General features: G+C 44.5%; 20 protein-coding genes. 8 read left to right on the forward strand and 12 right to left on the reverse strand.

Features of this window, described 5'->3' with window-relative positions; translation table 11 throughout:
• Positions 1-110: 110 nt before the first annotated feature.
• The gene (locus AACQ93_RS21490) at positions 111-1,139 is read left to right on the forward strand and encodes a sensor domain-containing diguanylate cyclase (protein ID WP_157097625.1); all 1,029 of its coding nucleotides are present in this window, start codon (positions 111-113) and stop codon (positions 1,137-1,139) included.
• Between the two features lie 94 nt (positions 1,140-1,233).
• Here AACQ93_RS21490 and AACQ93_RS21495 read toward each other — a convergent pair whose 3' ends face one another.
• The 12 genes from AACQ93_RS21495 to rlmF form a co-directional block, all read right to left on the reverse strand.
• Complete coding sequence (locus tag AACQ93_RS21495) at positions 1,234-1,770, reverse strand: DUF3833 domain-containing protein (RefSeq protein WP_064608685.1); 537 nt, start codon at positions 1,768-1,770, stop codon at positions 1,234-1,236.
• 15 nt (positions 1,771-1,785) lie between these two features.
• On the reverse strand, positions 1,786-2,304 hold the full coding sequence (locus tag AACQ93_RS21500) for a chalcone isomerase family protein (protein ID WP_064608688.1): 519 nt from the start codon (positions 2,302-2,304) through the stop codon (positions 1,786-1,788).
• The gene (locus AACQ93_RS21505; protein ID WP_064608691.1) at positions 2,301-2,867 is read right to left on the reverse strand and encodes a DUF2878 domain-containing protein; all 567 of its coding nucleotides are present in this window, start codon (positions 2,865-2,867) and stop codon (positions 2,301-2,303) included. The genes AACQ93_RS21500 and AACQ93_RS21505 overlap by 4 nt, the downstream gene beginning before the upstream one ends.
• Positions 2,868-2,910: 43 nt before the next feature.
• Positions 2,911-4,140, reverse strand: coding sequence for an SAM-dependent methyltransferase (locus tag AACQ93_RS21510; protein ID WP_064608694.1), 1,230 nt, complete (start codon positions 4,138-4,140; stop codon positions 2,911-2,913).
• Positions 4,141-4,199: 59 nt separating this feature from the next.
• A complete protein-coding gene (locus AACQ93_RS21515) occupies positions 4,200-4,973 on the reverse strand; it encodes a DUF1365 domain-containing protein (protein WP_064608697.1) in 774 nt (257 codons plus the stop codon).
• Positions 4,966-6,339 carry an NAD(P)/FAD-dependent oxidoreductase gene (locus tag AACQ93_RS21520; protein WP_064608700.1) on the reverse strand — a complete coding sequence of 458 codons (1,374 nt, stop codon included), beginning with the start codon at positions 6,337-6,339 and terminating at the stop codon, positions 4,966-4,968. The genes AACQ93_RS21515 and AACQ93_RS21520 overlap by 8 nt, the downstream gene beginning before the upstream one ends.
• The gene (locus AACQ93_RS21525; RefSeq protein ID WP_064608703.1) at positions 6,336-7,067 is read right to left on the reverse strand and encodes an SDR family NAD(P)-dependent oxidoreductase; all 732 of its coding nucleotides are present in this window, start codon (positions 7,065-7,067) and stop codon (positions 6,336-6,338) included. The genes AACQ93_RS21520 and AACQ93_RS21525 overlap by 4 nt, the downstream gene beginning before the upstream one ends.
• Positions 7,068-7,069: 2 nt before the next feature.
• Positions 7,070-7,501, reverse strand: a complete 432-nt coding sequence (locus AACQ93_RS21530; RefSeq protein WP_007465688.1) for a nuclear transport factor 2 family protein — start codon at positions 7,499-7,501, stop codon at positions 7,070-7,072.
• Positions 7,502-7,540: 39 nt separating this feature from the next.
• The gene (gene phrB, locus AACQ93_RS21535; RefSeq protein WP_064608707.1) at positions 7,541-8,998 is read right to left on the reverse strand and encodes a deoxyribodipyrimidine photo-lyase; all 1,458 of its coding nucleotides are present in this window, start codon (positions 8,996-8,998) and stop codon (positions 7,541-7,543) included.
• Positions 8,999-9,007: 9 nt separating this feature from the next.
• Positions 9,008-9,841 carry a MerR family transcriptional regulator gene (locus AACQ93_RS21540; protein ID WP_064608710.1) on the reverse strand — a complete coding sequence of 278 codons (834 nt, stop codon included), beginning with the start codon at positions 9,839-9,841 and terminating at the stop codon, positions 9,008-9,010.
• Positions 9,831-10,778 carry a YbgA family protein gene (locus tag AACQ93_RS21545; protein ID WP_064608719.1) on the reverse strand — a complete coding sequence of 316 codons (948 nt, stop codon included), beginning with the start codon at positions 10,776-10,778 and terminating at the stop codon, positions 9,831-9,833. The genes AACQ93_RS21540 and AACQ93_RS21545 overlap by 11 nt, the downstream gene beginning before the upstream one ends.
• A 332-nt stretch (positions 10,779-11,110) precedes the next feature.
• Positions 11,111-12,115, reverse strand: coding sequence for a 23S rRNA (adenine(1618)-N(6))-methyltransferase RlmF (rlmF, locus tag AACQ93_RS21550; RefSeq protein ID WP_064608722.1), 1,005 nt, complete (start codon positions 12,113-12,115; stop codon positions 11,111-11,113).
• A 256-nt stretch (positions 12,116-12,371) separates the two neighbouring features.
• Between rlmF and AACQ93_RS21555 the strand changes: the two genes are divergently transcribed.
• The 7 genes from AACQ93_RS21555 (at position 12,372) to pelG (ending at position 24,381) form a co-directional block, all read left to right on the forward strand.
• Positions 12,372-15,086, forward strand: a complete 2,715-nt coding sequence (locus AACQ93_RS21555) for an endo alpha-1,4 polygalactosaminidase (RefSeq protein WP_064608725.1) — start codon at positions 12,372-12,374, stop codon at positions 15,084-15,086.
• Positions 15,087-15,233: 147 nt separating this feature from the next.
• Complete coding sequence (locus AACQ93_RS21560) at positions 15,234-18,683, forward strand: tetratricopeptide repeat protein (protein ID WP_198160221.1); 3,450 nt, start codon at positions 15,234-15,236, stop codon at positions 18,681-18,683.
• A gap of 12 nt (positions 18,684-18,695) precedes the next feature.
• On the forward strand, positions 18,696-19,220 hold the full coding sequence (locus tag AACQ93_RS21565) for a hypothetical protein (RefSeq protein WP_007465672.1): 525 nt from the start codon (positions 18,696-18,698) through the stop codon (positions 19,218-19,220).
• A gap of 21 nt (positions 19,221-19,241) precedes the next feature.
• The gene (locus tag AACQ93_RS21570) at positions 19,242-20,585 is read left to right on the forward strand and encodes a PelD GGDEF domain-containing protein (RefSeq protein ID WP_064608741.1); all 1,344 of its coding nucleotides are present in this window, start codon (positions 19,242-19,244) and stop codon (positions 20,583-20,585) included.
• Positions 20,548-21,516, forward strand: coding sequence for a HEAT repeat domain-containing protein (locus AACQ93_RS21575; protein ID WP_064608744.1), 969 nt, complete (start codon positions 20,548-20,550; stop codon positions 21,514-21,516). The genes AACQ93_RS21570 and AACQ93_RS21575 overlap by 38 nt, the downstream gene beginning before the upstream one ends.
• Positions 21,513-23,027 carry a GT4 family glycosyltransferase PelF gene (gene pelF, locus AACQ93_RS21580; protein WP_064608747.1) on the forward strand — a complete coding sequence of 505 codons (1,515 nt, stop codon included), beginning with the start codon at positions 21,513-21,515 and terminating at the stop codon, positions 23,025-23,027. The genes AACQ93_RS21575 and pelF overlap by 4 nt, the downstream gene beginning before the upstream one ends.
• Positions 23,008-24,381 carry an exopolysaccharide Pel transporter PelG gene (pelG, locus tag AACQ93_RS21585; protein WP_064608749.1) on the forward strand — a complete coding sequence of 458 codons (1,374 nt, stop codon included), beginning with the start codon at positions 23,008-23,010 and terminating at the stop codon, positions 24,379-24,381. The genes pelF and pelG overlap by 20 nt, the downstream gene beginning before the upstream one ends.
• Positions 24,382-24,464: the final 83 nt, after the last annotated feature.

The raw sequence follows: 24,464 nt of genomic DNA on the forward strand, positions 1-24,464 counted from the left end.
AACCTTATTCATACCGATGACTATTATTTGTTGCTTACTCTTTATTCTATAAAATTAAATCAAACAACAATAATATTTTTAATAATAACAAAGCCGAACAAGGAAGCATTTTGATTAATCAACTTCTCCATGCGCACAGAGCTTTTAATAAGATACTGCGGATGCTCGCACTGGGACAGAGCAAGCAGGAAATGCTGGAACAGCTCATTGGTGTTACTGAAAAGATTTACAGTGACAGAATGACATCCGTCTTATTGCTGGATGATAATAGCAATACACTGCATTGCGAATGTGCCCCAAACCTGCCGGAAAGCTATAAAAAGGCGATTGATGGCATCCCTATCGGGCCGGATGTCGGTGCCTGTGGGGCTGCTGCCTATTTTCGGCGTAAGGTGATCACAGAAAATATCAGCGAGCATCAAAACTGGATCGAGTTCAAACAAATTACTCAGAAGGTCAACCTTGCTTCCTGCTGGTCTGTTCCGATAATTTCCTCTAAAGACAAGGTTCTCGGAACATTTGCCACCTACAGCAGTTACCCGTCCTCACCTACTCCTTTCGAACTTGAAGTCCTGGAAATGGCCGCTTCCGTCTGTGCGGTAGCATTAGAAAAACACGAGATAGAACAAGAGTTATTACAGTCAGCCAATTACGACTTTTTAACCAACGTCTATAACCGCCGGGTATTCTGTCAAAAACTGCAGCAAGAACTCGATGATGTCGTTAAAGAAGGACTACTTGCGCTTTTCTATATCGATATAGACCAATTTAAAACCATCAATGATCAACATGGCCATATCTTTGGTGATCAAGTGTTGGTTGAAACCGCCAGCAGGCTGAGGCAAATAAGTCGTCACACAGATATAGTCGGTCGTTTAGGTGGTGATGAATTTGTTTTGTTGGCAAGTTGCAATGATCAGGAAGATTTTTACGAGCTTTATCATGAGCTGGCGAATGTGTTCAATAAAGAGCTAACGCTTAAGAGCATTCCTTTTTCCGCTTCGGTAGGTTTTGTCACCATTGATCGTAATGAAGCATTTTATTACGACATTCAATCCCTGATAAGCGCAGCAGATAAACACATGTATCAATGTAAGCATGAACATAAACAACTTTGCAGTAACTACCTAACGCATTAAAAAAGCCCGCATAAATTTGTGGCGGGCTATCAAAGGATAAATTGTATCCTTTCCATACAATTTTTCTTCCTATTTAAACATTTCTGCTTAGTCATTACTGTTTTTCAAAAAATAGAATCACTTTACCGACACTGAATCCCCATTTAGTCATTTCTGCGATATTGAATACCCTTTTCTCATCCTGGCGGAACATCCAGTCATTAAAGGTAATATCGTAGGTAGTATCATCAACAGGAACTCTTAATACATACTTCCAGTTCAGATCATTACCGGACACATGACCTGTAGCTTCTCCAACTACATCATCAGCATTACCTATATAGTGCCCGTCCATGTTACGTGTAATCACCCAGGTTCTGTGCTGCTTTTCACCGTCATCAAAAACAAAGTCTTCTTCCAGGGTTAATAAATTGCCTTGAACACGTCCTTTAATCTGAACTTCAAACCGACGAGTCTGCTTACCATTTCTGTCCTGGAGCATTCCCCATGCAATGATGTCACCCTCGAAGTATTCAAACAATTCAAAGTCCGGCTTTGTTCCCTGATAATCCTCTATAGAAGCAGAACACCCATAGAGCCAAACGCCCGCAAACAACATCCACAGCCATTGCTTTAATCGCTTGAGAATCATGATACCTCTGCCAGTTTATACATTACCAATGAGACGACTACGTATGGTCGGATAAGCGGTTTCGGGTGATAACCAGATATTGATAAATGCCAGCGACATTTCTTTGTCCTCAATGATCCCTATCCTCAGGTTATCCTGATAGAAAAATCCATTTTCACCTCGAATCACAAAGATCAACCGATCTCCTTTTTTGACATCTGGCCACATGGCATCAAGCTTAGCGAGCCATTGTCTACGTTTGTTTAGCGCAATCCCTAAATGCTCCCATTGCTGATCCGTTGCTTTCAGTAAATCATCTTTATTTATGTTTCGCTGATATTTGATAACCAAGGCAATGTCGCTTACGTCATTTCTGTATAACCCAGTGGGGGTTCGGAGCTCAGAGTCGTAAATCACCCATGGCCCCCATTTTAACCGTGCATCTCCAACCGCTGGCCAACTTTGCCAAGCTGCGAAACTGACAGAAGAAATAAGTAATAACAAAGTAGCAATGACCGCTTTCACGGCAGCAGAAAATGATTGTGGGAATTTCATACCTCTTCCTCCTGACTGAACTCGCGCTGAGCTTTATCACAACGTTGCAGAAAGAGTAGAATGAAGGCAGTAAAAATCGTCCATATAATCAGAACAACAGGTATTGTTGTCAGTATACCTAATGGCAAGTCAACAGCTCCCAACCGATAACCGGCCAGATAACTCATCGCTCCACCTACTCCACCAATTAAGATGATTAGCAAAGGAGAATGAGAGGCGATAACATGCCTGATTACCCAAACAAATGAACCGAAACCAAGCCAGAGCATGGCGAGCCACACTGGTAGGAAGGGATAATCAAAACGGAATACGCCCATTTCAATAAGCAGGTAATCCAACGTCATGCCAAAAGCAGCAATCATTGCAGCGAAACGCCATGTGTCACGGTACAGACACCAGCAGACGAGTAACATTATCGCCAGTAGCCATACCCAGTCACCCTGACCGAGCACGGCAATAAACCAATAAAGGTTAAACGTTGTTCCTACTGCCAGTAACTCGCGGAAAGGCATAACACCTCCGAAATCTGTATCATCGTTATCACTCTCAGCTCTGTGAGACAATTCTCATTGCTTTTGAGCAAATGACATGTTTACAGTTACAGTGCTAGCTAACACGACTTGCCACCAGCTGAACTGTACTGATCCGACGCTCTAAAAACCCACCTTCGCAGTAGCATAGGTAGTAACGCCACATCCGGATAAACCGCTCATCAAATCCCTGTGTAAGTAAAGTTTCGATACTACTGTTAAACTTCTTATGCCATTCAGACAGGGTTCTGGCGTAATCCTGTCCAATGTCTTTAATATCCCTGATGACAAAATCACTATGCTCCGTTAAGTGATTTGCCAACGTAGTGATTGATGGCAAAAAACCGCCGGGAAAGATATGTTTCTGAATAAAATCCACACCTTTGCTGTAACTGTCATAACGCTGATCGGCTATCGTTATCGCCTGAATTGCCAATTTGCCACGGGGTTTTAACAATGACTGACATTTCTTTATGTATGTTGTCAGGTACTCCTTCCCGACAGCTTCAACCATTTCTACCGACACAATTTTGTCGAATTGGCCTTTCAAGTCGCGGTAATCATTCTTCAACAACGTGATCCTGTCACTTAATCCTTCCTGCTCTATCTTCTCTTTCGCCCATTGATGCTGTGCATCCGAGATTGTGGTCGTTGTCACCTTGCAGCCATAGTGTTTGGCTGCATGTATTGCCAGTGCTCCCCAACCCGTACCGATTTCCAGTAAATGGTCTTTGTCGCTCAACTCAAGCTGACGACACAACCTATCCATCTTATTAATCTGCGCCTGAAACAAGCTCTGGTTTTCAGACTCATACACGGCGGCAGAATAAAGCATGTTCGGGTCTAAAAAGGTACGGTAGAAATCATTGCCCAGATCATAGTGAGCAAGAATATTTTGCTTGGCTGTCGCGACACTGTTTCTGCGTTGACGATGAATTAGCTTGTTCTTCAATGCACTCAGCCAGCTGACTTTACTCTCCAGCCGATCCAACAAACTAAGGTTGATTGCAAGAACACGAACGACTTCAGTGACATCAGGAGAATCCCACCACGCTTCAATGTAGGCTTCACCAGCAGCAATACTTCCCCCTTTGATAATACGTTTATACAAAGCAGGATTATTGACGATTAGATGCCCCTGACAGATGGCCTGTTTGTCTCCGAAGAAAAAAGTCTCACCCTGCTTTTCCACTAAGGTCAACCCGGCTCCCTGAAGCTGACGGAGAATGCCAAACACAAATCGTCTTGCCAGCGAGTCGGTACCGCTCACCGAAAACTCAGATTGATTTACTTCACTCTTCAACATATCCAGACCCTCAATTCGTTTTCCTTTGTGTTTAACGGATTACTTCCCTGTGATAACCATCAACTTGCCGGATGGCTGTAAAAAGGCACCCGCTTGAGCCACAGGCGCAAAGCCTGCCAGTAAATTCCAATAACAACTTTTATTGTTTGAACGGGAGTTTTGGCAATGAGCTGCCATAATGCCTTGCTGGTGAATGGCTGGCGCTTCATTGCCATGGTGGCGTCCAGTACCTTCTTGTTATCCTCTGCTGAGCAGATATCAAGATGAACCAACAGTTGGCTGTCAGGCTCAGTCAGGCGCCAGCAATACTGCTGACTCATCGGATTGAAAGGCGAGACATGAAATGATTTCTTCTCTGTCCAGCGTTCTGAATCCCAATGATCTTTTGCCGGTAACGCATAGTAATGACGTTCATTCCATGGCGTATTGCTGACCTCAGCCAATATCCAGCGCCATTTATCATCCTGATCGTAGAGATAATAAAGATTCAGCGGACTGAAATAGCAACCGGCATACCTGAGCTGGCAAAGAAGCATTACCCTTCCCTCTGTTCGCTCACCTGTAAGTTCTTCGACTTTATCGATAACGGCTTTCTTCAGTGCTTCTGGCGACTCAAATGTGGCTTTAGTTCCGACATCATGACCGCGCAGATAGTCGCCAGCAGAGAACCTTGCAAAATTGAATAACCTGCGACCAAATCCAAATACTGAAGTCTGAAGTTGTTCAAGTTCATCCAGGTCGATCAAAGGCATAAACATAGGGTAAGTAAAACTATGTTTTACTGGGGTGAAGCGACGATGCCTGACTGTGCCGACGAAAAGCGCACTATTCATATTCCTGCTCCCGACTTTTTTGTTCCGTTACGGCTTGTCGAGGATGTTGCAATTGCTGCGAAACTAAATCGGATTCTGCTTTTCTCGTGTTTTTACCAGCGACAACGGGGTTATCATTAATCGCATCAACGACATCCAGTGCACTGCGAACACCATCTTCATGAAAGCCGTTATACCAATAAGCACCACAGAACCAGGTATTCTGCTTGCCGTTGATTTCAGATCGCGCCCGCTGCGCAGCCATACTCTCGGTAGTAAAAACCGGGTGCGCATAAACAAAACGCTTGAGGACCTTATCCGGGTCTATCGCACTGGTTTGATTTAATGTGACACAAAAAGTCTCAGGCGCCTCAATTCCCTGCAGAATGTTCATGTTGTAGGTCAGCGATGCCAGACGCGTATCCCTGTGCTGACCGTTTACCATTTCAGGACCAAGGTGATAGTTCCAGGAAGCCCAGGCAGCGCGGGACTGAGGTAACAACCGAGTATCGGTATGCAGCACCACTTCGTTGTCCTGATAGGTCATCGCGCCGAGAATACGTTGTTCACCGGCAGTTGCATCGCCCAGCATGTTGAGCGACTGGTCGCTATGGCTGGCAAAAATCACATGGTCGTATTTCTCTTTACCCCGCGCAGACTCAACAATTACACCGCTTTCATCTCTCAATACACGATGTACGGGAGAATTAAGTCGAATCTTTTCTGCAAATGGCACAATCAGGCGTTTTACGTACTCTCGGGAACCTCCGGGAATAACAAACCACTGCGGACGATTCATCACTTCAAGCAAACCATGATTGCGAAAGAAACGAATGAAGAACTCCAGGGGAAAGGCCCGCATATCAGATAAGGTCGATGACCATATCGCTGCTCCCATCGGCAGAATGTAGTTCTGGCAAAAATAGTCGCTGAAATTATTGTGATTAAGGAACTCCCCTAACGTAAGCTGACTTTTATTGTCGATTTCAATTTCTCTTGCCAGTTTATTAAAACGGAGAATTTCAAAGATGAAGTGATAAAACGAAGGGTTCAGCAGATTTCGCTTCTGGGCAAACATAGATGACAGGCTGTGACCATTATATTCGAGGCCACTCACGTCATTATGAACACTAAAACTCATTTCAGTTGGCTGACCGGCAATACCGATTTCAGCAAGTAGCATTTCGAAATTAGGGTAGGTTCTGTCGTTAAACACAATAAAACCGGTATCAATGGCATAGCTTCCACTGGCGACGTCGACATCAACAGTTGCCGTATGCCCGCCGATATAATTGTTAGCTTCATATACCGTAATATCATGCTGGCGATGGAGATGCCACGCACATGTCAACCCAGAGATTCCGGAACCGATAATGGCAATCTTCATCTTTGTCTCCTTGTCATACGTTTAACCACAGCTAACTGCAAACTTGTCGGTAACAGCGATATAACTTTCAGTAGTAGACTAAATTTCAGAGGAAAATGGATTTCGGTTTTCCCCATGTCGATGCCCTGACGAATTTTCTCTGAAGCCAATTCCGTAGATACCAACATCGGCATGGCAAAATCGTTTTTATCTGTCAGCGGTGTTTTAACAAAACCAGGACTAACCAAGGTTATTTTCACACCTTGCGGGGCAAGATCGACGGCTAACGAATTAGCAATATAAGCAACCGCCGCTTTTGAAGAACCATAAGCTTCAGCTCTTGGTAATGGGATATACGAAGCTGTAGACCCAACAATAACCAGGCGCGTTTTATTACTGAAATTATCCTGCAATACCTGAATGCAGTTGAGCAGACCAAACACATTCACATCGTAAATGCGTTTGAATAAATCAACATCTATTTGCCCGTGCTCGATATATTCACAAGTTCCGGCATTTAAAATAATTAAGTTTGGAAAAAGAGAAAGCTCAGCAAAAGCCTTATGTACTTCATCAAGTTCAGTGACATTACAGCGAATAGGATGAATGTTGGGGTTATATTTCTTTAACCCTTCAAGTCGCTCCTCCGACTGACCGCAAGCGTAAACCAAATAACCATCGGCAGCATAATCCATTGCCAGTTGTTCACCTATGCCGGAGCTTGCCCCGGTTATCAAAACACTCTCCATAGCTACAGGTTCTCCTTAAGACGTCGTATTAACCCTCCAACAAGCGGAATACCTTCGTAGAGCATTTCTCCTAAATCAAAGTAATCACGATGATAAATAACCAAGCCATCCCTGTACTTAAGACAAGAACAACCTTTAACTTCACGAGCCTTACCGCCTGAAAGCCGAGGATGACTGAAAGTCATTGTCCATTGTACATACGCAGTATCTTGTTGAAAGCAGGTTTCATGAATTTCGAATTGGCATTCTTTCACCGATTTAAACAAACGGTTGAAGTAGTCATCGAGGTTTTGCCAGCCGACAACCCGATGAGCCGGATCTTCAAAAATAATATCCTGATGATAAATAGCCCGGAGATCAGCCAAATTATGTTTCGACAGTTTGCTATAAACATCGACAAACTTATTGATGGATGAATCTGACTGTTCTGACATACATCCTCCTGCCATTCGGGCTAATAGTCACATTTGCAATTAAACTTCCAACTGTTCTTTTGCAATTTTAAAGGCTTCAATTGCTGCCAGACGCGCTGATTTATGGTCAACAATTGGAGCGGGATAATTGATTTGAACCGCTCCTGGCCATGAATGCGGTTGATGAATAAATTTATCCGGCACGTCTTTTAATTCATGTACCCAAGTACGAATAAACTGACCATCAGGATCAAAGCGTTCACCCTGAGTGGTCGGATTAAACACCCTGAAATATGGCTGAGCATCTGTGCCCGTTGATGCCGCCCATTGCCACCCGCCATTGTTAGCTGCGAGGTCACCGTCAACCAACTGCGACATAAACCAACGCTCTCCTTCCCGCCAATTAATCAGCAAATCTTTGGTTAGAAAACTCGCGGTGATCATTCTCAACCGATTATGCATCCAGCCCGTTTCCTTCAACTGACGCATTGCCGCATCCACAATTGGAAAACCGGTTCTTCCCTGCTGCCAAGCCGCCAAATCCGACTCAGACTGTCGCCAACTGATATTTCTAGTCCAGCTCTGAAATGGCTGATCCCGACTCAGTCTTGGAAAAGCCACCATCAGATGACGGTAAAATTCACGCCAGATAATCTCATTAAGCCAGCTGAATGCGCCGCTTTCTGGCTCATCAAAGCAATGAGGAAAGACTTCCAGCAATGCACTGACACACTGACGGGGAGAAAGAGCACCAAGAGTAAGATACGGCGACAGACAACTGGTGCCGTCTATTGCCGGAATATCCCGCTGTTCATGATATATCTGAGCTTTCTCGCTACAGAATGTCCGCAACCTTTGACGGATAGCATCTTCATCTACCGGCCATTGCAAACTGTCTTTTTTCGGATAGGTTAATTCAATTTTGTCATGAACAAATAATGCTTCCGACAAAGAGCTAACTGCCTCCTCAGATTCTTTCTTTACTTGGGGAACAGGCTGAACCTTTGGCATTGCATGGCGAAACAGTCGGAGCCATTCTTTTCTGAACGGTGTGAATACTTTATAAGGGTCGCCATTTTTGGTCTGCACCTTTCCGGGTTCAATAATGCAGGCATCATCAAATGCACTGAACTTTATACCTTGCTCGCTCAGCAAATGTCCGGTGATCTCATCACGATTCTGTTCGTTCCATTCATATTGCTTGTTGCAATACACATGATTGACTTGATGCTTCTGGGCCAGTTCGCAAACGCTTTTTGCCGCCGCCTCAAAATCAGCGACTTGATAAATCAACAAAGGAATACCAATCTCAGCCAGTTGACTGCGCAATACTCCCAACCTTCTTTGAATCAAATCAACCTGAATCGGTGCGACATTGTGCTCATGCCATTGCATTGGTGTTGAGGTGAAAATAGCTATCACGTTATCACTGCGCTGACAGGCTGCAGTCAATGCCGTGTTATCTACAACACGGAGATCTGCGCGAAACCAGACCAATCCGGTCTTACTATTAGCCATTTCCATCTCCTATGCGTTACAGCTGGTTATAAAATCTTTATGAATCAGAGAAATATCGCCGGCAAACTTAATATCGCATTCCGTTTTTTGCTTCAGGTTTGTTAAAAGCAATTCCAATTGCGTCATATCACTGGCATTCAGGCTGGTATTACCGTAGAGAACAACCTTAGCGACATTTGCTTTTTCAAAGACGCTATTCAAAGCAGTTAATTTGCCCGAAAGCTCTGGCATAACAGTGACACTGTAACCATCGTCAGTCAGTTTCCATGCTTTAAGCCAGAGCTTATAACCATTTGTTTTATCAAAACTTAATAAATAGCATGGCTTCAACGACTGCTTTCGTGACTGAGCAATGAGCGAGAGATTCCTTTCAATCAAGACCGACTGCCATAATGAAGCCTGGATATTACTCAATGGGTTAGTTGGCTGGTTGATTTGTTTTTCAACCATATTTACAACCCGGTTGATAAAGACTTCAGCCGGATACTCTTTCATTACCTGAATCAGTAACCGATCCAATTTAGCTCGATTGCAGTCAGAGAGCGCTGCCATAATCGAAATAACAATCTCATCATGATCGGTATCTTTGCTTTCTTGCCCGGCTCTCGATTCAGTACCTTCAATTAAAGGACGCACCTTTCCGATGGCAACTCCTTTCTCTAGCCATGAAAGTATCCGTTGGATCTTCTCAATATCATTTTCAGAATACAGGCGGTGACCTTTCTCCGTGCGTTGAGGGTTAAGTAAACCATAACGCCTTTGCCATGCTCGCAATGTAACCGGATTAACCCCCGTTTTTTCTGAGACTTCTTTAATGGAATAATTTGGGCTTTCACAATCCATAACGTAACTTCAACTCCTGCGGGTATGGATCTAAAAATGTTTGTAGCTGCAAGTAAGGTACAGGGTATTCATTCAAGTAATGTTTGATTAATGCCAGTGGAGCCAGAATTGGCAGATGGCCTTCACGGTAATTATCAATCAGCTCAGACAATTCCTGCTTCTGGCGCTTGGTCAGCGAACGCTTGAAATAGCCCTGCAGGTGCATCAACACATTGGTTTTATTTTTCCTGCTTGCTCTTTCTTTTATTGCATCCATTAATTGCTGGCGATATTCGTAATAAAACTCGTCCATATCCCATTCTTTAACCGATGCAACCAAGCGACCCATCTTTTTATAAGCCATTGGACTATGTGCCATTAGCACCAGCTTGTATCTTGAATGAAAGTCAACGAATGCACCTGGTGTGCGGTTTTCTCTGAGAGACAGATAGAAGTCGTTCAAGGAAAAAATACGAGCAACAAAGTTTTCCCTCAGAACCGGATCTTGCAACCTGCCGTCTTCTTCAATGGGTAACCAAGGCATTTTTGCCATCAATTCTTTGGTATAAACCCCAACAGTACCTCCAGGAACAGTATTGCCATTTGGAATGTAAAGCTTAACCCTTTCCATTCCGCATGTCGGCGATTTGGCACAAACCACGTATCCGCACAACTCATCAAATGTTGATACTTGCTTATGGGCAAAGTCTTTCATTTTTGATGTATGATCTTTGTCCTGATTTTTAACCTCCACCAGTCGCTCGTCACCGTCAGGTAATTGCAGTAGGCGAATCGTCGGACGTGGAATAGTCATTCCAATACCAATTTCAGGGCAAACAGGTCTGAAATCAACATAGTTAGCCAACTCATCAACCACAAAACGGTTTTGCTTATGACCGCCGTCAAAACGGACTTTATGGCCAAGTACACAAGCGCTGATACCAACCGGAATAGACATAATCCACCACCTTGTACAAAACATTAACCTTGTACAACTAAATCTAGTATAAGAACCAAGGTTGTACAATAATTTATTTTGTACAACCACCATGAGTCACCCAAACATACGCCAAATCATCAACTTACGACTCCAAAAAACGATCGCCGTGTAAACAACCAACTCCCTGTAAACGACTAATCCCCTATAAACAACTAACGCAAAATATGCACCAACTCTTGCAAAATCAGTGGCACCTGTGTTTTTCCTTTTTACTTTCTGCACAAATCGCAAGTACAAAAAAAGCGGCCAAAAGCCGCTTTTTTTTAGGGTAAATATTTGAATATAAGAGCTTATTTAACCCAGCGCTCTTCACGCCATTCTTTCTGCTGTTCCACAGTAAGGAAAGTCCAGGCGACAACGCGAGTTTGTTTTTGACCCTGGCTCATGTTCAAAGTGCGAACATCGACTGCACCAACTTTCTTCAATGCATTGTAAATTGCAGAAAGGTTTTCTTTCTTCGAAACTAATGTGGTGAACCAAAAACATTGAGCGGCTTTTTCCGCACTCTGTTTAATCATACGCTTGATAAAAGCGATTTCACCACCCGGGCACCAAAGCTCAGCCTTCTGACCACCAAAGTTCAGCACAGGCTTCTTACTTTTCTCTGCCAAGTCGAAACCTTTGGTTCCCTTCTTTCGGGCATTCGCATTCAGATTTCTCACTTTACGCTCACTTCCAGCCATCGCATCTTCAAGAGAAGCATGGAACGGCGGATTACACATAGTGAAATCAAAGAGATCTTTATCGTTTATCATCCCCTGAAATATATGCTCAGGATTTTTCTGCAGACGACACTTAATGCCACCAGCCAGCGTTTGGTTCGCTTCAACAATAAATTTGGCGGATTTGATCGAAAGCGCATCAATATCTGCACCGACGAAACTCCAGCCATAAACACGATGACCAACAATCGGATAAGCACAGTTTGCCCCTACACCGACATCCAGACCATGGATCTTTCTCCCGGTCGGAATTTCTCCCTCATTAGATTCTGCCAGTAGATCAGCAATATAGTGCAAATAATCAGCTCTTCCCGGGATCGGCGGACACAAATAGCCCGGTGGAATGTCCCAGTGTTCGACCTGATAAAAGTGCTTCAGCAAAGCTTTGTTTAATGTCTTAACAGCATCTGGATTGGAGAAATCAACAGACAAGTCACCAAAGTTGTTCTCACTAATAAATGGAGCCAACTGAGGGCAGCTTTTTGTCAATGCATTAAAGTCATAACGCTCACGATGAGGATTTCGCGGGTGCAGGCCTTTTTTTGGGACCTGCGGTTGCTTCTTCTTGGTCATTTATCTTTCACTATGATTACGAGGTAACCAGAAATTCATCTGGCTACACTGAATTACTGCATATTTTACAGCATAACGCTAAGCATCATAAGACTCAGATTCTTAACACCCTTCACTTCGCTAAACTCCAAAAACAGTCCTGACATCACAAAATGATTGCATAACCACTCCAAATCCTTAGAAACACACATACTTAAGTTTAAAGTAGAAGCTAGCATACTGGATTGGTTGCTTATGTTTTTAAGAGGGAATTGCTATGCGATTAATTTTGTTGATACTTTCGCTGTTACCAATACTCGCCTTTGCAAAAACACCAGCATCAATTGCTTTCTATTACGGAGAAATCGACTCTGTACGTGAACTCATCAACTATGACCGTGTTGTTGTAACCCCCGGGCTCATAACCGACAAACAAATCAATACCCTACATAAAGCTGAGACAAAAGTTTATGCCTATCTCAGTATCGGTGAATTTGACGGAACAGAACTGCCACCAGAATTAAAATCAGCATCATCGGTTAAAAACCAAAACTGGAACAGTTTTGTGATGGATTTAACCGCTACGCCCTGGCAAAAGCACCTGTACACTCAGGCTGATAAAATTCTGGCCCACGGCTTTGATGGCCTGTTTCTGGACACTCTCGACAGTTATTACCTGTTTGCTGATGAGGAAACAGAGCAAAAATCGCAACAAGAAGCCCTTGTCACAATTATTAACTCTCTCCATAAATCAAAAGCCAATCCACAACTACTCCTGAACCGTGGATTTGAAATAACAGATCAGGTTCAACCGGCTATCACAGCCGTTGTTGCAGAATCGCTTTATCATAGCTATGACCCACTTGATAACAGCTATCGCACGGTGAAACAAAAAGACACCCAATGGCTAAAAGGAAAGCTCGACAAACTCAAAGATCAGGGCATTGAAGCCATTGTTATTGACTATATTCCGGCAAAGTACAGGGAACGCCAGAAAGCAGCAGCTAAAAGATTAATCAGTGAAGGTTATACCCCGTATGTCAGTGACGGAATGCTATATGAGTTTGGCGTAAGCACTGTCGTTCCTGTTGCCAAACGCGTATTGGGATTTTATGACGGACATCAGTTCAAGTTCACTGATTCACCATGCCATACAATGATGTCAATGCCGATTGAATACTATGGCTATGTACCTGAATGCCGGGATATTAATACAACAAACTTTTCCAAGCTTGATATCAGCCGATACGCCGCTGTATTCCTGTGGTTGGAAGATGTGTCATATCAGTTCAACAATTCCCTACAAACTTGGCTTCAAACCGTCATCAATACCCGTCCAATGTTGTTCATCAATGCCTTACCGACAAATCGTTTATTGCTAAACAAGCTTGGTATTACTGAGGCCGGCGAGCTTTCCGGGAAAGTTGAAGTAACAAAAGGCCAGCGTTGGGTAGATGGATACTACCCCGCACCTTTCAGTGAATTCGAGACATACCGACAGTGGTCTGTAAAGCACTCAAATATCGATTCATTGATTAATGTAAAAGATGAACGAGGAAAGACATCGGCTCTGTTGATCCAGGCTCCATGGGGTGGCGCTGTACTAAATCCATTTCCAATTGCATACCTTGCCAATGGTAACCAAACCTGGCTTCTTGACCCTTTCTGGCTCATTCAAACTACCCTCAACCTTCCCGCAATTCCGGCAGCCGATGCCACAACCGAGTCAGCCCGGCGTATTCTAACCAGCCACGTCGATGGTGATGGCTTTCCATCCAAGGCATGGTTCCCTGGGAAACCCTACACAGCCGAAGTTCTGCTTGATCATGTTTTTACTAAATACGCCCTTCCGCATACCGTTTCAGTCATTGAAGGAGAAATCGGTAAACGTGGTTTATACCCGAATATAAGCAATGAGTTAGAAGCCATTGCCAAAAAAATTTTTGCTCAGCCTAATGTCGAACTGGCCTCGCATACATTCAGCCACCCTTTTTTCTGGAGTGTGGGAGAAAACAAACAATATGGCGACCACCTTCCTATTCCCGGCTATGTCGTTGACTACGACAATGAAATTATTGGCAGCACCAATTACATCAACAAGCATCTGGCTCCTGCCAATAAGAAAGTAAAACTCATCCTGTGGTCAGGTGAAGCTGATCCCGGAGAAGATGTACTGGGTATTGCAGAAAAAGCTAACTTGCTCAATGTGAATGGCGGCAATACTTATGTCGTAAAAGGAAACAGCAGCTTAACGAGGGTATCTCCTACCATCGCATGGTATCCCTCTGCTGCTCAAGTATATGCCCCAGTACTGAATGAAAACCTTTATACCAATCTGTGGACTGAGCACCATGATGGCTATAACCGGGCAATTGAGACATTCGAAATCCTGGGAGCGCCTCGTCGTTTAAAAAACATCAGCATTTATTACCACATGTATTCGGGCGCTTACCCGGCTTCACTGAAAGGACTGCTTGATGTGTACAACTGGTCACTCAAACAGAAAGTCATCCCTCTCTACCTGAGTGACTATGCCCGTCGAGCCAGCTCTTTATATGAAACCGGCATTGCAAAAACACTTAACGATCAATGGCAAATTACCAGTACAGGCATAAAAAGCATCAGGGTTCCCGAGAAACTGGGATACCCGGCAATCAATAACAGCTCAATTGCTGGTTGGGATTCTGGCCCTGATGGTAAGTATCTGATCTTAAAGCAGCCTAAAACGCGATTAACTCTACAGAACTCACCAGATACCGACATTATTCTGAAAAATGCCAATGGAAAGCTCGTTAGCTGGCAGCCAAATGGCTCAACGATTCAATGGGACTTTGACAGCTATGTTCCATTTGAATTTGAACTCGCTAACGGCAATAGCTGCGAATTACAAAGCGCTGTAGCTTTCACTCGGAAAAGATTAAACAGCACAACGGTTCGCTATAAAACCACACAATCAGGGAGGATTTCCGGCACATTAACCTGCATTAAATGATTGATAAAAAACAAAAATAAAGGATTAGCTGTATTAAATATGGTTCAGGATAGTAATCAACCACAGACTGATAAATCAAAGAAGCCCAGAATCCGTCTGGTCAACAAGCTTACTTTGATCATTTTGACGCTCACTTCGGTGTGGGCGATGTGGCTTGTTGCGCCCAGTAAAGAGATGTTGACGAAGTTAATTTCCCGCTCATCATCGCCTGAAGTATCACTGGCATTCCTGCAGGAAATGTATGTCAGGGAGCCGGAAAACAGAGAAATAATCCAGCAAATCATCGAGAACTACCAGAGGATTGGGGATCTGGATGATGCGCTGAAGCTAACAGCTGAAATTCTATTTAAAGAAGACGGCAGCAAGGACTGGGAAGCCTTTGACGTCTACCTGAGCTTATTGCTGGAAAAATCCTACCAACAAGGTGATAAAACAGAAAGCAAAACAGATGAGGCGTTACGTCAATTGCTCAACTCTGTCGGCTATATCCCCGAAGCCGAACTGGCAAGAAAATATGCTGATGCCGCTATCTCACTGTCAATGCCCAAAACTGGTTACGATATCTTACTTCCCCACCTGCACAGTGAAAAAACCAGTTATCAGGAACTCGTTAATCTGGCATTGCAAAATTCAGATTATGAAAATTCCCTCAGGCTACAGCTAGACGCTTTTCGCGAGATAGAAACAGTCGATGAAGCACAAAAGCTTTTCCGTCTGTTTGCATTATCTGATGAAGCAAAACTCAGTAAACAGTTCATACTGACCTACAGTGGTAAGTTATGTGACCAACCTGAATTTCTTCAACTGACAATTGACCACTCATTAGCTATTGGTAACTCTATTACTGCTTTAAGGCAGTCTCTGAAATTACTCAGTATTGCCCCTGATGATGCATTAAGAGCAAAAACAGCTGAGCTTGCTATTTCCACTGGCAACATCAACATTGCCGTTTCTTTATTAAACGATCTGGTCCAAAACAGTCCGTCACAGACATCTCTTAGCAAACTACATGATCTGTACCGCTGGCAGGGTGATCTTCAAAACGCCTATAAACTTAGTCGCCAACTGTTGGCCTACAATATATCAGAACAGCAAATACGTTCTGGTATAGAAGAATCCCGAGCCCTCGGTGATATTTATTACGAAAGTATCTTTTACCAGCGGTTGGTCAGCAGCAATCAAATCAAACCATCCGAATACGACAACTGGTTAAATGCTCATGAAAAAGCACAGGGAACTCAAAGTGCAATAGCCAGTATTAACCGCCTTGCGACCACGAGACCACGTGATGCGGAGCTAATCAGTCATCAGGCACGCCTTTATAATTATCAGGGCAATTATCAACAAGTGATCAAAAAATGGGAACGCCTGACCCAACTTCGTAAACCAACAACGGATGAAGCGCTGTTGTCCTCAAATGCCTTTATACAGTTGCATCAACCTGGACCAGCTTTAACTGCGTTAACAGCGCCTCCTGAGTGGCTGTACGCCGATGATGATTATCTAGAAACTGTACTTTCCCTAGCCTGGGATACAAATAACAGAGCCATCGCCAAACAAACACAATATCGTCTGATGCAGACCAACAGCGACAAAATTGATGTCTTCAGATACCTGCGTATCAACTCACCATTAACTGACAAAGATATCGAAAACCTGCTTACCTTGTATCACTCTCAAGGAAGTAAAACCGCACTACTCGCTGCTATTCAGGCAACTGAGAAAAACGGTGACCGTTCGACCTTTATCAAGTTACTTGATGAAGCAGGCAGAGATCCCAAACTGAATCAAACACCAGAGATCCTTATTTATCTGGCACAAGAAGCAGCTCAGAATAACGAAACAGAAAAAGCCTTTGTTTTCTATCAACAGACTCTTTCTTACTCCCCCTATAACACCGCAGCAATCAACGGCATTCTCTGGCTGGCAATAAATACCAACAACCAGGAAAAGACAGCCGATATCTATGAAGAGTATAAATCATCGTTACGCGGTAACGATGATTTATGGTTGGGCTTTGCCACAGCTGCGCAGCAACTTGATAAACTTCCGGAAGCAGAGGCATGGTATCAACAAATTCTGCTTAACTCAGAGCAGGCTTATTCTGATGCAACGGATAGTAAAGCGGATGTGGCCGTTATTCTGAATTATGCCTCATTGGCTGAACGCATGGGGCAATATGATAAAGCCTATAAGTTAAGGCGTTATTCCGCAGAGAAACTGAGCGGCGAACTACTGAAGCTCGAAGATGGCGATATTTCTTATCGTTCTCTGGTTGCCCTGTTTGCCGGTGAAAACCTGGCATCCAAACTGGCAAAAGACGCAGCATTAAGTCAGCCTAACCAAAACCGAACAGAAGAGTTATATCTTTACTATCTGGCCAACAGGCAGTCAGATAACGTTTTATTCTGGCATCAGAGAACGGCACTAAAAAACTACCAATTACCTGACTGGCAAAAGTTATACATTGCAATCGAACGTAAAGATCGAGGTGCAATGGAAACTCTACTGACAAACTCACTCAACCTGCCCCTTGCAGACAAAAACCTTGCTCTGCAGCTTACCGGGCAACATCAGAAAGCATGGCAGCACGGTCAGGCAAACTTAGGCAAACAAACCGATCAGGCAGTGGAAAATCAGCTGCGGAAAATTCACGTCAGTCAGCATCCAAACAAAACTCACAGCCTTCGCACCAATATCGAACAAAACACCGAATGGGATATCACCCGATACAGCCTCGATTACTACTCTCCGCATAAAGACGGTAACTGGCGGCTGGGCTCTGATTATCAGCAATCGGGAACGCCTGAGTTATTCGTTGGTAATAACATTGATAACGAAAAACGATTACGCGGCCTATATCAGTACCAACAAGTCGAAACCAACTGGCAACTGGGTTTCGATTTTGCGGACGGCGTCGGCGATCAACGGCTGGGTTTAAAAGCTTCATTAGAAACACCCCTTGATGATTACTGGAACAGCGAACTCACCCTTGCGATAAACGACCACATTGAAGCCAGCCAGTTGATGACTCTTGCCGGTCAGAGCGATCACATTGGACTGACGCTAAATTATCAACCAACCGCACGCGAATTGCTGTCAATGCGGTTTAACTGGCATGAACTTTCTACGCGATTTAACGATGACATTGGCAAAGGCTGGGATTTTAATCTGAGGGCTGCAGAGCAGTTCTTCTTTAACGATCCGGCATGGCAAGTCTACGCCGATATTACAATGCAGAAAGTCGATTTGAGTAACCAGCCATTGGACGGTGTTAACAACTGGAATCAAGGCTCAACACCTTTGACCAGTGCTGATTTCATCGAAGATGAATACCAACGAATCTCTGTCGGACAACGACTGTGGCATGGTAACCCTAGCACTCCCGGAGCAACGGTTCCGTCGCCACGATACTGGCTGGATACCTCGCTTGGTTACAACGTCACGAACAGTCAGGCAGATCTGGCCGTCAGCTCTGGCCTGGGCTGGCGGCTGTTTGGCAACGATGAACTGTATTTATCCGTCGACTGGCAGAGTCAGGACAGAAACGGCGATCAGTCACTAAAACTGTCAATGGGTTATTACTACAGCTTCTAAAGGATAATAATGATGATGAAGAAAACTTTACTACTTGCTACCGGCCTGAGCCTCGCCCTCAGTGCCTGCTCCAGCTACCAGGTACCGGACAGCCCTGCTTTCCCGGCTGACAGCAGTTGGGCTGTCATGCCAATGATTAACAATTCAAATACTCCACTTGCAGCCGAGAAAGCTGAACAGATCTTGATTGCCCAACTCTACGCCAAAGGCATTAATGCCGTTATGTATCCAGAACATAAGACCAAAGATCTGGCCAGCATTCTGGATACTAACGAAAAAAGGCGCGCCGCTCAGTCATGGCTCGCATCACAACCTATTGACTACATCATTACCGGTTCCGTTGAAGAGTGGCACTATAAAAGTGGACTTGATGGCGAGCCGGCAGTAGGTATCACGTTAGAAGTGAAATCAGCCAAAACAAAAACAACTTATTGGCGAGCGACCGGAACCCGTGGCGGCTGGGGAAGAGAAAGTGTCAGCGGTACCGGACATATCGTCATAGAAGAGCTGTTAGACGGGCTGAAAACAGAACAATAACAACAAGCCAAAAGGACAATGATGAACAAATCATGGCGCAGGTTAATAAACGGCTTTAAGCAGGAAGGCTTTGCCTGGATGGAAACGACCATTGTTTCCGTTATCTCAATTTATGTCTGGACGCAGTCCGGCTCACTTGCTCCGACAAATAGTGAGCCTTACTTTTTCTGGCCTTTGTTCGGACCGCTTTTAATCGCTCTGAGGTACGGATTCGCCAAAGGCATCAGCTGTGCGTTACTCATGTGTGCCGGAGTTGCCAGCATCATGAGCGCAACCGGATTTCTGGAGTTTTATCCTTTTTCACTGGCCGTAGGAACGATTCTGACAGCAATGATCGCAGGTGAATTTCGCGATTACTGGCATAACATCAATCAGAAACACATTCTGGATCACCAGTATATGACACAGCGCCTCGACAGCTTCACCGAGCATTATCACCTGCTTAAAGTATCCCATGATCAGCTTGAGCAGCGAACCGCGGGCCAGACAGTCAGCCTCAGATCGAGTATCAATGAACTCCAAAAACTGGCGACACAGCACAGTGATCACCGGATTGAGCATTTGGGGCAACCATTCCTGAACCTGTTCGCTGAAATTGTCGGCATTGAAGTTGCCGGGATCTACAGAATCACGAACGGCGAATTAGTACCCCACGCTCATGCAGTATTAGGTGACGACCATCAATTGATTACAGACGACCCGATGTTGCTGGATATGCTTGAATGTAAAAAGCTACTCTCTCCTGCTCAACTTGAAAGCGGGCAAGAGCACAAATCAAGATATCAGCTATGTATTCCCCTGCTTGATACACATAAAAAGCTACAGGCCATCGTTGTGGCAGAAAGAACAAAATTCTTCATGCTTACACCGTCAAATATTGCATTGCTGTCACTGGTTGCTAATCACTCTGCTGACCTACTCAGCGATGCCATCATCGCACCTGTACTTAATAAACATCAAAGCGATTTGTTCCTCCGCTATATCGAGCGAGCTGAGTACAACAAACATCACTACGGCGCAGATTCCACTCTGGTGGCATGCATTGATAGAAGTGGATTAAATAAACAGACACTGGATTCAATTATCGACTATCGCCGGGGGGCTGATGTTTACTGGTCCTGTCAAACCCGTGATGGCCATCCTGCGTTAGCTGTATTGCTTCCTCTCACCACTGTTTACGATGCCCAACAATATGTAAAACGTCTTCAGGAGTTACTACAAAAACAATTGCATAAAAATCACGATGAAATAGATATCCTTGGTCCTCTTTCGCTGGACAAGCGCCGCCAAGAGATCAGGTTAATTATGGATGAGCTGGGAGCATTTGATGAAGAAATGGCTATGTATTCAGACGATAGCATTTGAGAGCATCAGCTTCTATATCGTCTTTAATAGTGAAATGACCGCCGCTATGTGGCTGTCTTTTTTGGGAACCCATGCCATCGCCAGTGCCAGCTTTGCTGCACTTAGCTGGCTACTATTGCCGACTAAGTTTAAGTTCCCTTTGCTCAGCTCAGCCTCTTTCTTGTTCATTATCAATTTCTTGATGCCTCTGTTCGGCATCATCGGTACGGCATGTGCTCTGCTGGTTGCGCTTCACCTACCCAGGAAGCAAAACCTGGTCACATGGCAACCCTGCGAAGAAACACCATTACCACAAAACCCGGGGGAACTGCTTGATAACCAGTTCGGAGCCGGTGCACTGCGCGATATTTTATTGTTTAACAATGACCAGGAACGACGCTTACTTGCCGTCAGTGCTATTCGCCACTTACCTCGCCAACAGGCTGTTCCATTGTTACAACTTGCACTTAAAGACTTGTCCGATGATGTACGTCTGCTGGCTTATGCCTCGCTTGAAGACACAGAATCCCGCATCAATGAATCTCTCGTTCAGCTGAAAGAACAATTTAAAAAACATAAACAAGCTGATACGGCTTTTGAGATTGCGCAGCAATACTGGGAATTGTGTTACCTGGGCATTGCAGATGGCATTATCAAAAAACATTACCTTTCACAGGCAGAGCGCTACCTGAAACTCGCAAATCAAATCACTGACAGAGCATCTTATAACCTGCTGCTTGGGCGAGTCATGCTTGAGCAGAACAAAGCTCATGAAGCGATTGAGTATCTCACACAGGCCCTCGACGGAGGCCTGCTTGTTAAACAAGTCGCCCCCTACATGGCAGAAGCCGCTTATATCATTGGTGACTACCCCAAAACACGCCATTACATTTCATATTTTCCGCAACGACAGGGAGATAAACTGAGCCAAATCAGGGAGTACTGGTCATGAAAAAAGAAGTGGATATCTGCCTGCTGCTGGAAGGTACCTACCCTTACGTACGGGGCGGCGTATCAAGTTGGGTACACCAGATTATTTCCGGCCTTCCTGAATTCAGCTTTCACCTGATTTTTTTAGGCGGACAGCCCGATTTCTATGACAAAGCAGCCTACACCTTCCCCCCAAATGTTGTCGGCTTTGAAGAACACTACCTGCTTTCCAACCAGGATGACATCAAACCAGGTGTTCGTGCAGGCAGCGAAAGTAAGTTCAGGACCTGGGGAAACTTTTTGTCCTATTTCGATAAGAAAAAAAAACCGCTCCCCGATGAGCTGTTAACTGATACAGCAGATCTTCTGGGGCAAAATAATCAACTTACTCTTGCAGACTTCCTGTATAGCCGAGCATCGTGGGATGTGTTGACTGAGCAATACAGCAAAACAGCAGAGAACCAGTCTTTTGTTGATTATTTCTGGACCTATCGCAATATTTTCAAACCGATCTTTATTTTGTCACGCATATCCAAAAACCTGCCAAACGCTAAGGTCTACCACAGTATCTCAACCGGTTATGCGGGTTTTCTCGGATGCTTGTGTAAACAGCAAACCAGTCGGCCATACCTCTTGACTGAGCATGGCATTTACACCAAAGAACGAAAAATCGATCTGGCCCAAGCCAACTGGATTAAGGACAGGCACAACCTGATCGATATCAGCATGCATAAAGACATGGACCTGACACGTAAAACCTGGATTAGGTTCTTTGAACAACTCGGCTTAACTGCATACCATCAGGCAGATGAAGTCATCGCTTTGTTTGAAGGGAACAGGCAACGCCAGCACCGCGATGGTGCACCTGAAAGCAAAACCCGAGTTATTGTTAACGGCATTAATACACAGCGATTTCATGAAGCCTACCTGAAAAGGCCGGATAAACCACCGATGGTGGCGGGTTTAGTCGGTCGGGTTGTTCCTATCAAAGATATCAAATCCTTTATCCGAACCATACGTAATGCAATGGAGCATATTCCCGAGCTCGAAGGCTGGATAATCGGCCCCAAAGAAGAAGATCAGGATTACGTTCATGAGTGTGAGCTGCTTATTGAAAGCCTGGGATTAAACGGCAAAGTGAAAATGCTTGGCAGCCAGAACGTTGTAGAAATCTTGCCAAAGCTGGGGGTACTAATGCTGACCTCCATCAGTGAAGCACAACCCTTGGTATTACTGGAGGCAATGGCAGCAGGCATTCCTTGTATCGCAACGGAAGTTGGCGCCTGCCGGGAAATTATAAACGGTGCTCCGGGGGAAGATGCAGCACTGGGTTCTGCCGGTGAGATCATTCCTATCGCCAGCCCTGATGACGGCGCAAAAGCAATTATTAAAGTGCTGGCGGATGACGAGGCATGGCGCCTGGCCGGTGAAAACGGGAAACAACGAGTAACACGCTATTACGATGAAACAATGATGTATGACGCCTACCGGCGCTTATATAAGGAGGCAATCCATGGCCGGAATAGGATTTGAGTTAAGAAAGATCCTCAAAAAGAACTCTCTACTGTCAATTGTTGAAGCGTATGGCCTCGCCGGACTTATCAGTTCCGGACCATGGGTTCTGTCGATTCTGGCACTACTGGTAATAGGTTTACTGAGTATCGGGGTGATTTTCCCTACCTATGTTATTGTCCAGTTCCTGGTCATCGTCACTTACCTCATGGCAGGTTCACTTATCATTAGCGGGCTGTTCCAGTTACTGCTAACCAGGTTTATCTCCGATCTTATCTTCTCCGGCCATGAACAGCGCATAGTCCCTAACCTGCTCGGCTCTATGTTGGTTACCAGTCTTATTGCCGGAGTTATTGGCGGGGCAGTTCTGGCTATCTCTCCAGAAATTGAACCTGCGGTAAGAATCGTCATTTTCACCTCACTGATTCTATTGTGTAACCAGTGGCTTATCATTATTTTCCTGAGTGGGATGAAAGAGTACTACCGGATCTTTTTCACCATGATGTTCAGCTACAGCATGATGATCCTTCTTGCCCTAATCCTTCCTCCTTCAGGTTTACTGGGTTTAATGCTCATATTTTGCAGTAGCCAGGCGCTGCTAACCTTCTCCTTTCTTTATCACGTTATCCGGGATTTTCCGGCCGACCGTCTGCTCTCTCTGGATTTTCTGAACTATAAAAAAACATTCTTCTCCCTGATCTGCTGCGGATTTTTGTACAACCTCGGTGTCTGGGCTGACAAATTCGTGTTCTGGTTCAGAGATGAAACCTCGCATCAGGTAATTGCAGTTTTCAGAGCCTCTTATATCTATGATTTGCCGATTTTTATTGCTTACCTGGCAATTGTTCCCGGCATGGCCGTTTTTATGATGCGGATGGAAACCGATTTTGCTGACGCCTGCCTCAAGTATTACGACGCTGTACGTGAAGGGGCAACCCTCGATTCTATCTACCTGCTCAAAGACAGAATGGTCCTTGCCTGTCGCCAAAGCATTTATGAAATATTTAAAGTTCAGGGAATGACACTGGCACTGTTACTGTTGTGGGCGGAAGATATTCTGCTAGCGCTGGATATTGACCTCGCCTACCTTCACCTGCTTTATATCGACCTGGTCGGGGTCAGTCTTCAAGTGTTGGTAATGGCCATTCTCAATGTTATGTACTATTTGGATAAACGATATGCAGCCCTGATACTGACAGCGTTAATGGCCGGAGGCAACTACCTGCTTGCGCAATACAGCATAGATTTAGGGCCTGTATATTACGGCTATGGTTTCACTGTTACCATGTTGCTCACCACCATTGTTGGGCTTGTTATTTTGGATCGTCAGTTTGAAGATCTTGAATATCAAACCTTTATGCTGCAAAAATCATAATAGATTCTGTACATCTATATGACTTAAACCAATATAAAACCGGCTCCAAATCAGAGCCGGTTTTGTTCAATTTTCTGCCTACA

This window comes from Photobacterium sp. J15 (genome assembly GCF_963870815.1).
Taxonomy (GTDB): Bacteria; Pseudomonadota; Gammaproteobacteria; order Enterobacterales; family Vibrionaceae; genus Photobacterium; species Photobacterium marinum.

Coding starts and splice junctions, on each gene's coding strand:
- AACQ93_RS21495 (WP_064608685.1), bottom strand. CDS start 1,770: ATGATTCTCAAGCGATTAAAGCAATGGCTGTGGATGTTGTTTGCGGGC.
- AACQ93_RS21525 (WP_064608703.1), bottom strand. CDS start 7,067: ATGGAGAGTGTTTTGATAACCGGGGCAAGCTCCGGCATAGGTGAACAA.
- AACQ93_RS21520 (WP_064608700.1), bottom strand. CDS start 6,339: ATGAAGATTGCCATTATCGGTTCCGGAATCTCTGGGTTGACATGTGCG.
- pelG (WP_064608749.1), top strand. CDS start 23,008: ATGGCCGGAATAGGATTTGAGTTAAGAAAGATCCTCAAAAAGAACTCT.
- AACQ93_RS21565 (WP_007465672.1), top strand. CDS start 18,696: ATGATGAAGAAAACTTTACTACTTGCTACCGGCCTGAGCCTCGCCCTC.
- AACQ93_RS21515 (WP_064608697.1), bottom strand. CDS start 4,973: ATGAATAGTGCGCTTTTCGTCGGCACAGTCAGGCATCGTCGCTTCACC.
- AACQ93_RS21560 (WP_198160221.1), top strand. CDS start 15,234: ATGTGGCTTGTTGCGCCCAGTAAAGAGATGTTGACGAAGTTAATTTCC.
- AACQ93_RS21510 (WP_064608694.1), bottom strand. CDS start 4,140: ATGTTGAAGAGTGAAGTAAATCAATCTGAGTTTTCGGTGAGCGGTACC.
- phrB (WP_064608707.1), bottom strand. CDS start 8,998: ATGGCTAATAGTAAGACCGGATTGGTCTGGTTTCGCGCAGATCTCCGT.
- AACQ93_RS21555 (WP_064608725.1), top strand. CDS start 12,372: ATGCGATTAATTTTGTTGATACTTTCGCTGTTACCAATACTCGCCTTT.
- rlmF (WP_064608722.1), bottom strand. CDS start 12,115: ATGACCAAGAAGAAGCAACCGCAGGTCCCAAAAAAAGGCCTGCACCCG.
- AACQ93_RS21570 (WP_064608741.1), top strand. CDS start 19,242: ATGAACAAATCATGGCGCAGGTTAATAAACGGCTTTAAGCAGGAAGGC.
- AACQ93_RS21540 (WP_064608710.1), bottom strand. CDS start 9,841: ATGGATTGTGAAAGCCCAAATTATTCCATTAAAGAAGTCTCAGAAAAA.
- AACQ93_RS21530 (WP_007465688.1), bottom strand. CDS start 7,501: ATGTCAGAACAGTCAGATTCATCCATCAATAAGTTTGTCGATGTTTAT.
- AACQ93_RS21500 (WP_064608688.1), bottom strand. CDS start 2,304: ATGAAATTCCCACAATCATTTTCTGCTGCCGTGAAAGCGGTCATTGCT.
- pelF (WP_064608747.1), top strand. CDS start 21,513: ATGAAAAAAGAAGTGGATATCTGCCTGCTGCTGGAAGGTACCTACCCT.
- AACQ93_RS21545 (WP_064608719.1), bottom strand. CDS start 10,778: ATGTCTATTCCGGTTGGTATCAGCGCTTGTGTACTTGGCCATAAAGTC.
- AACQ93_RS21575 (WP_064608744.1), top strand. CDS start 20,548: ATGAAGAAATGGCTATGTATTCAGACGATAGCATTTGAGAGCATCAGC.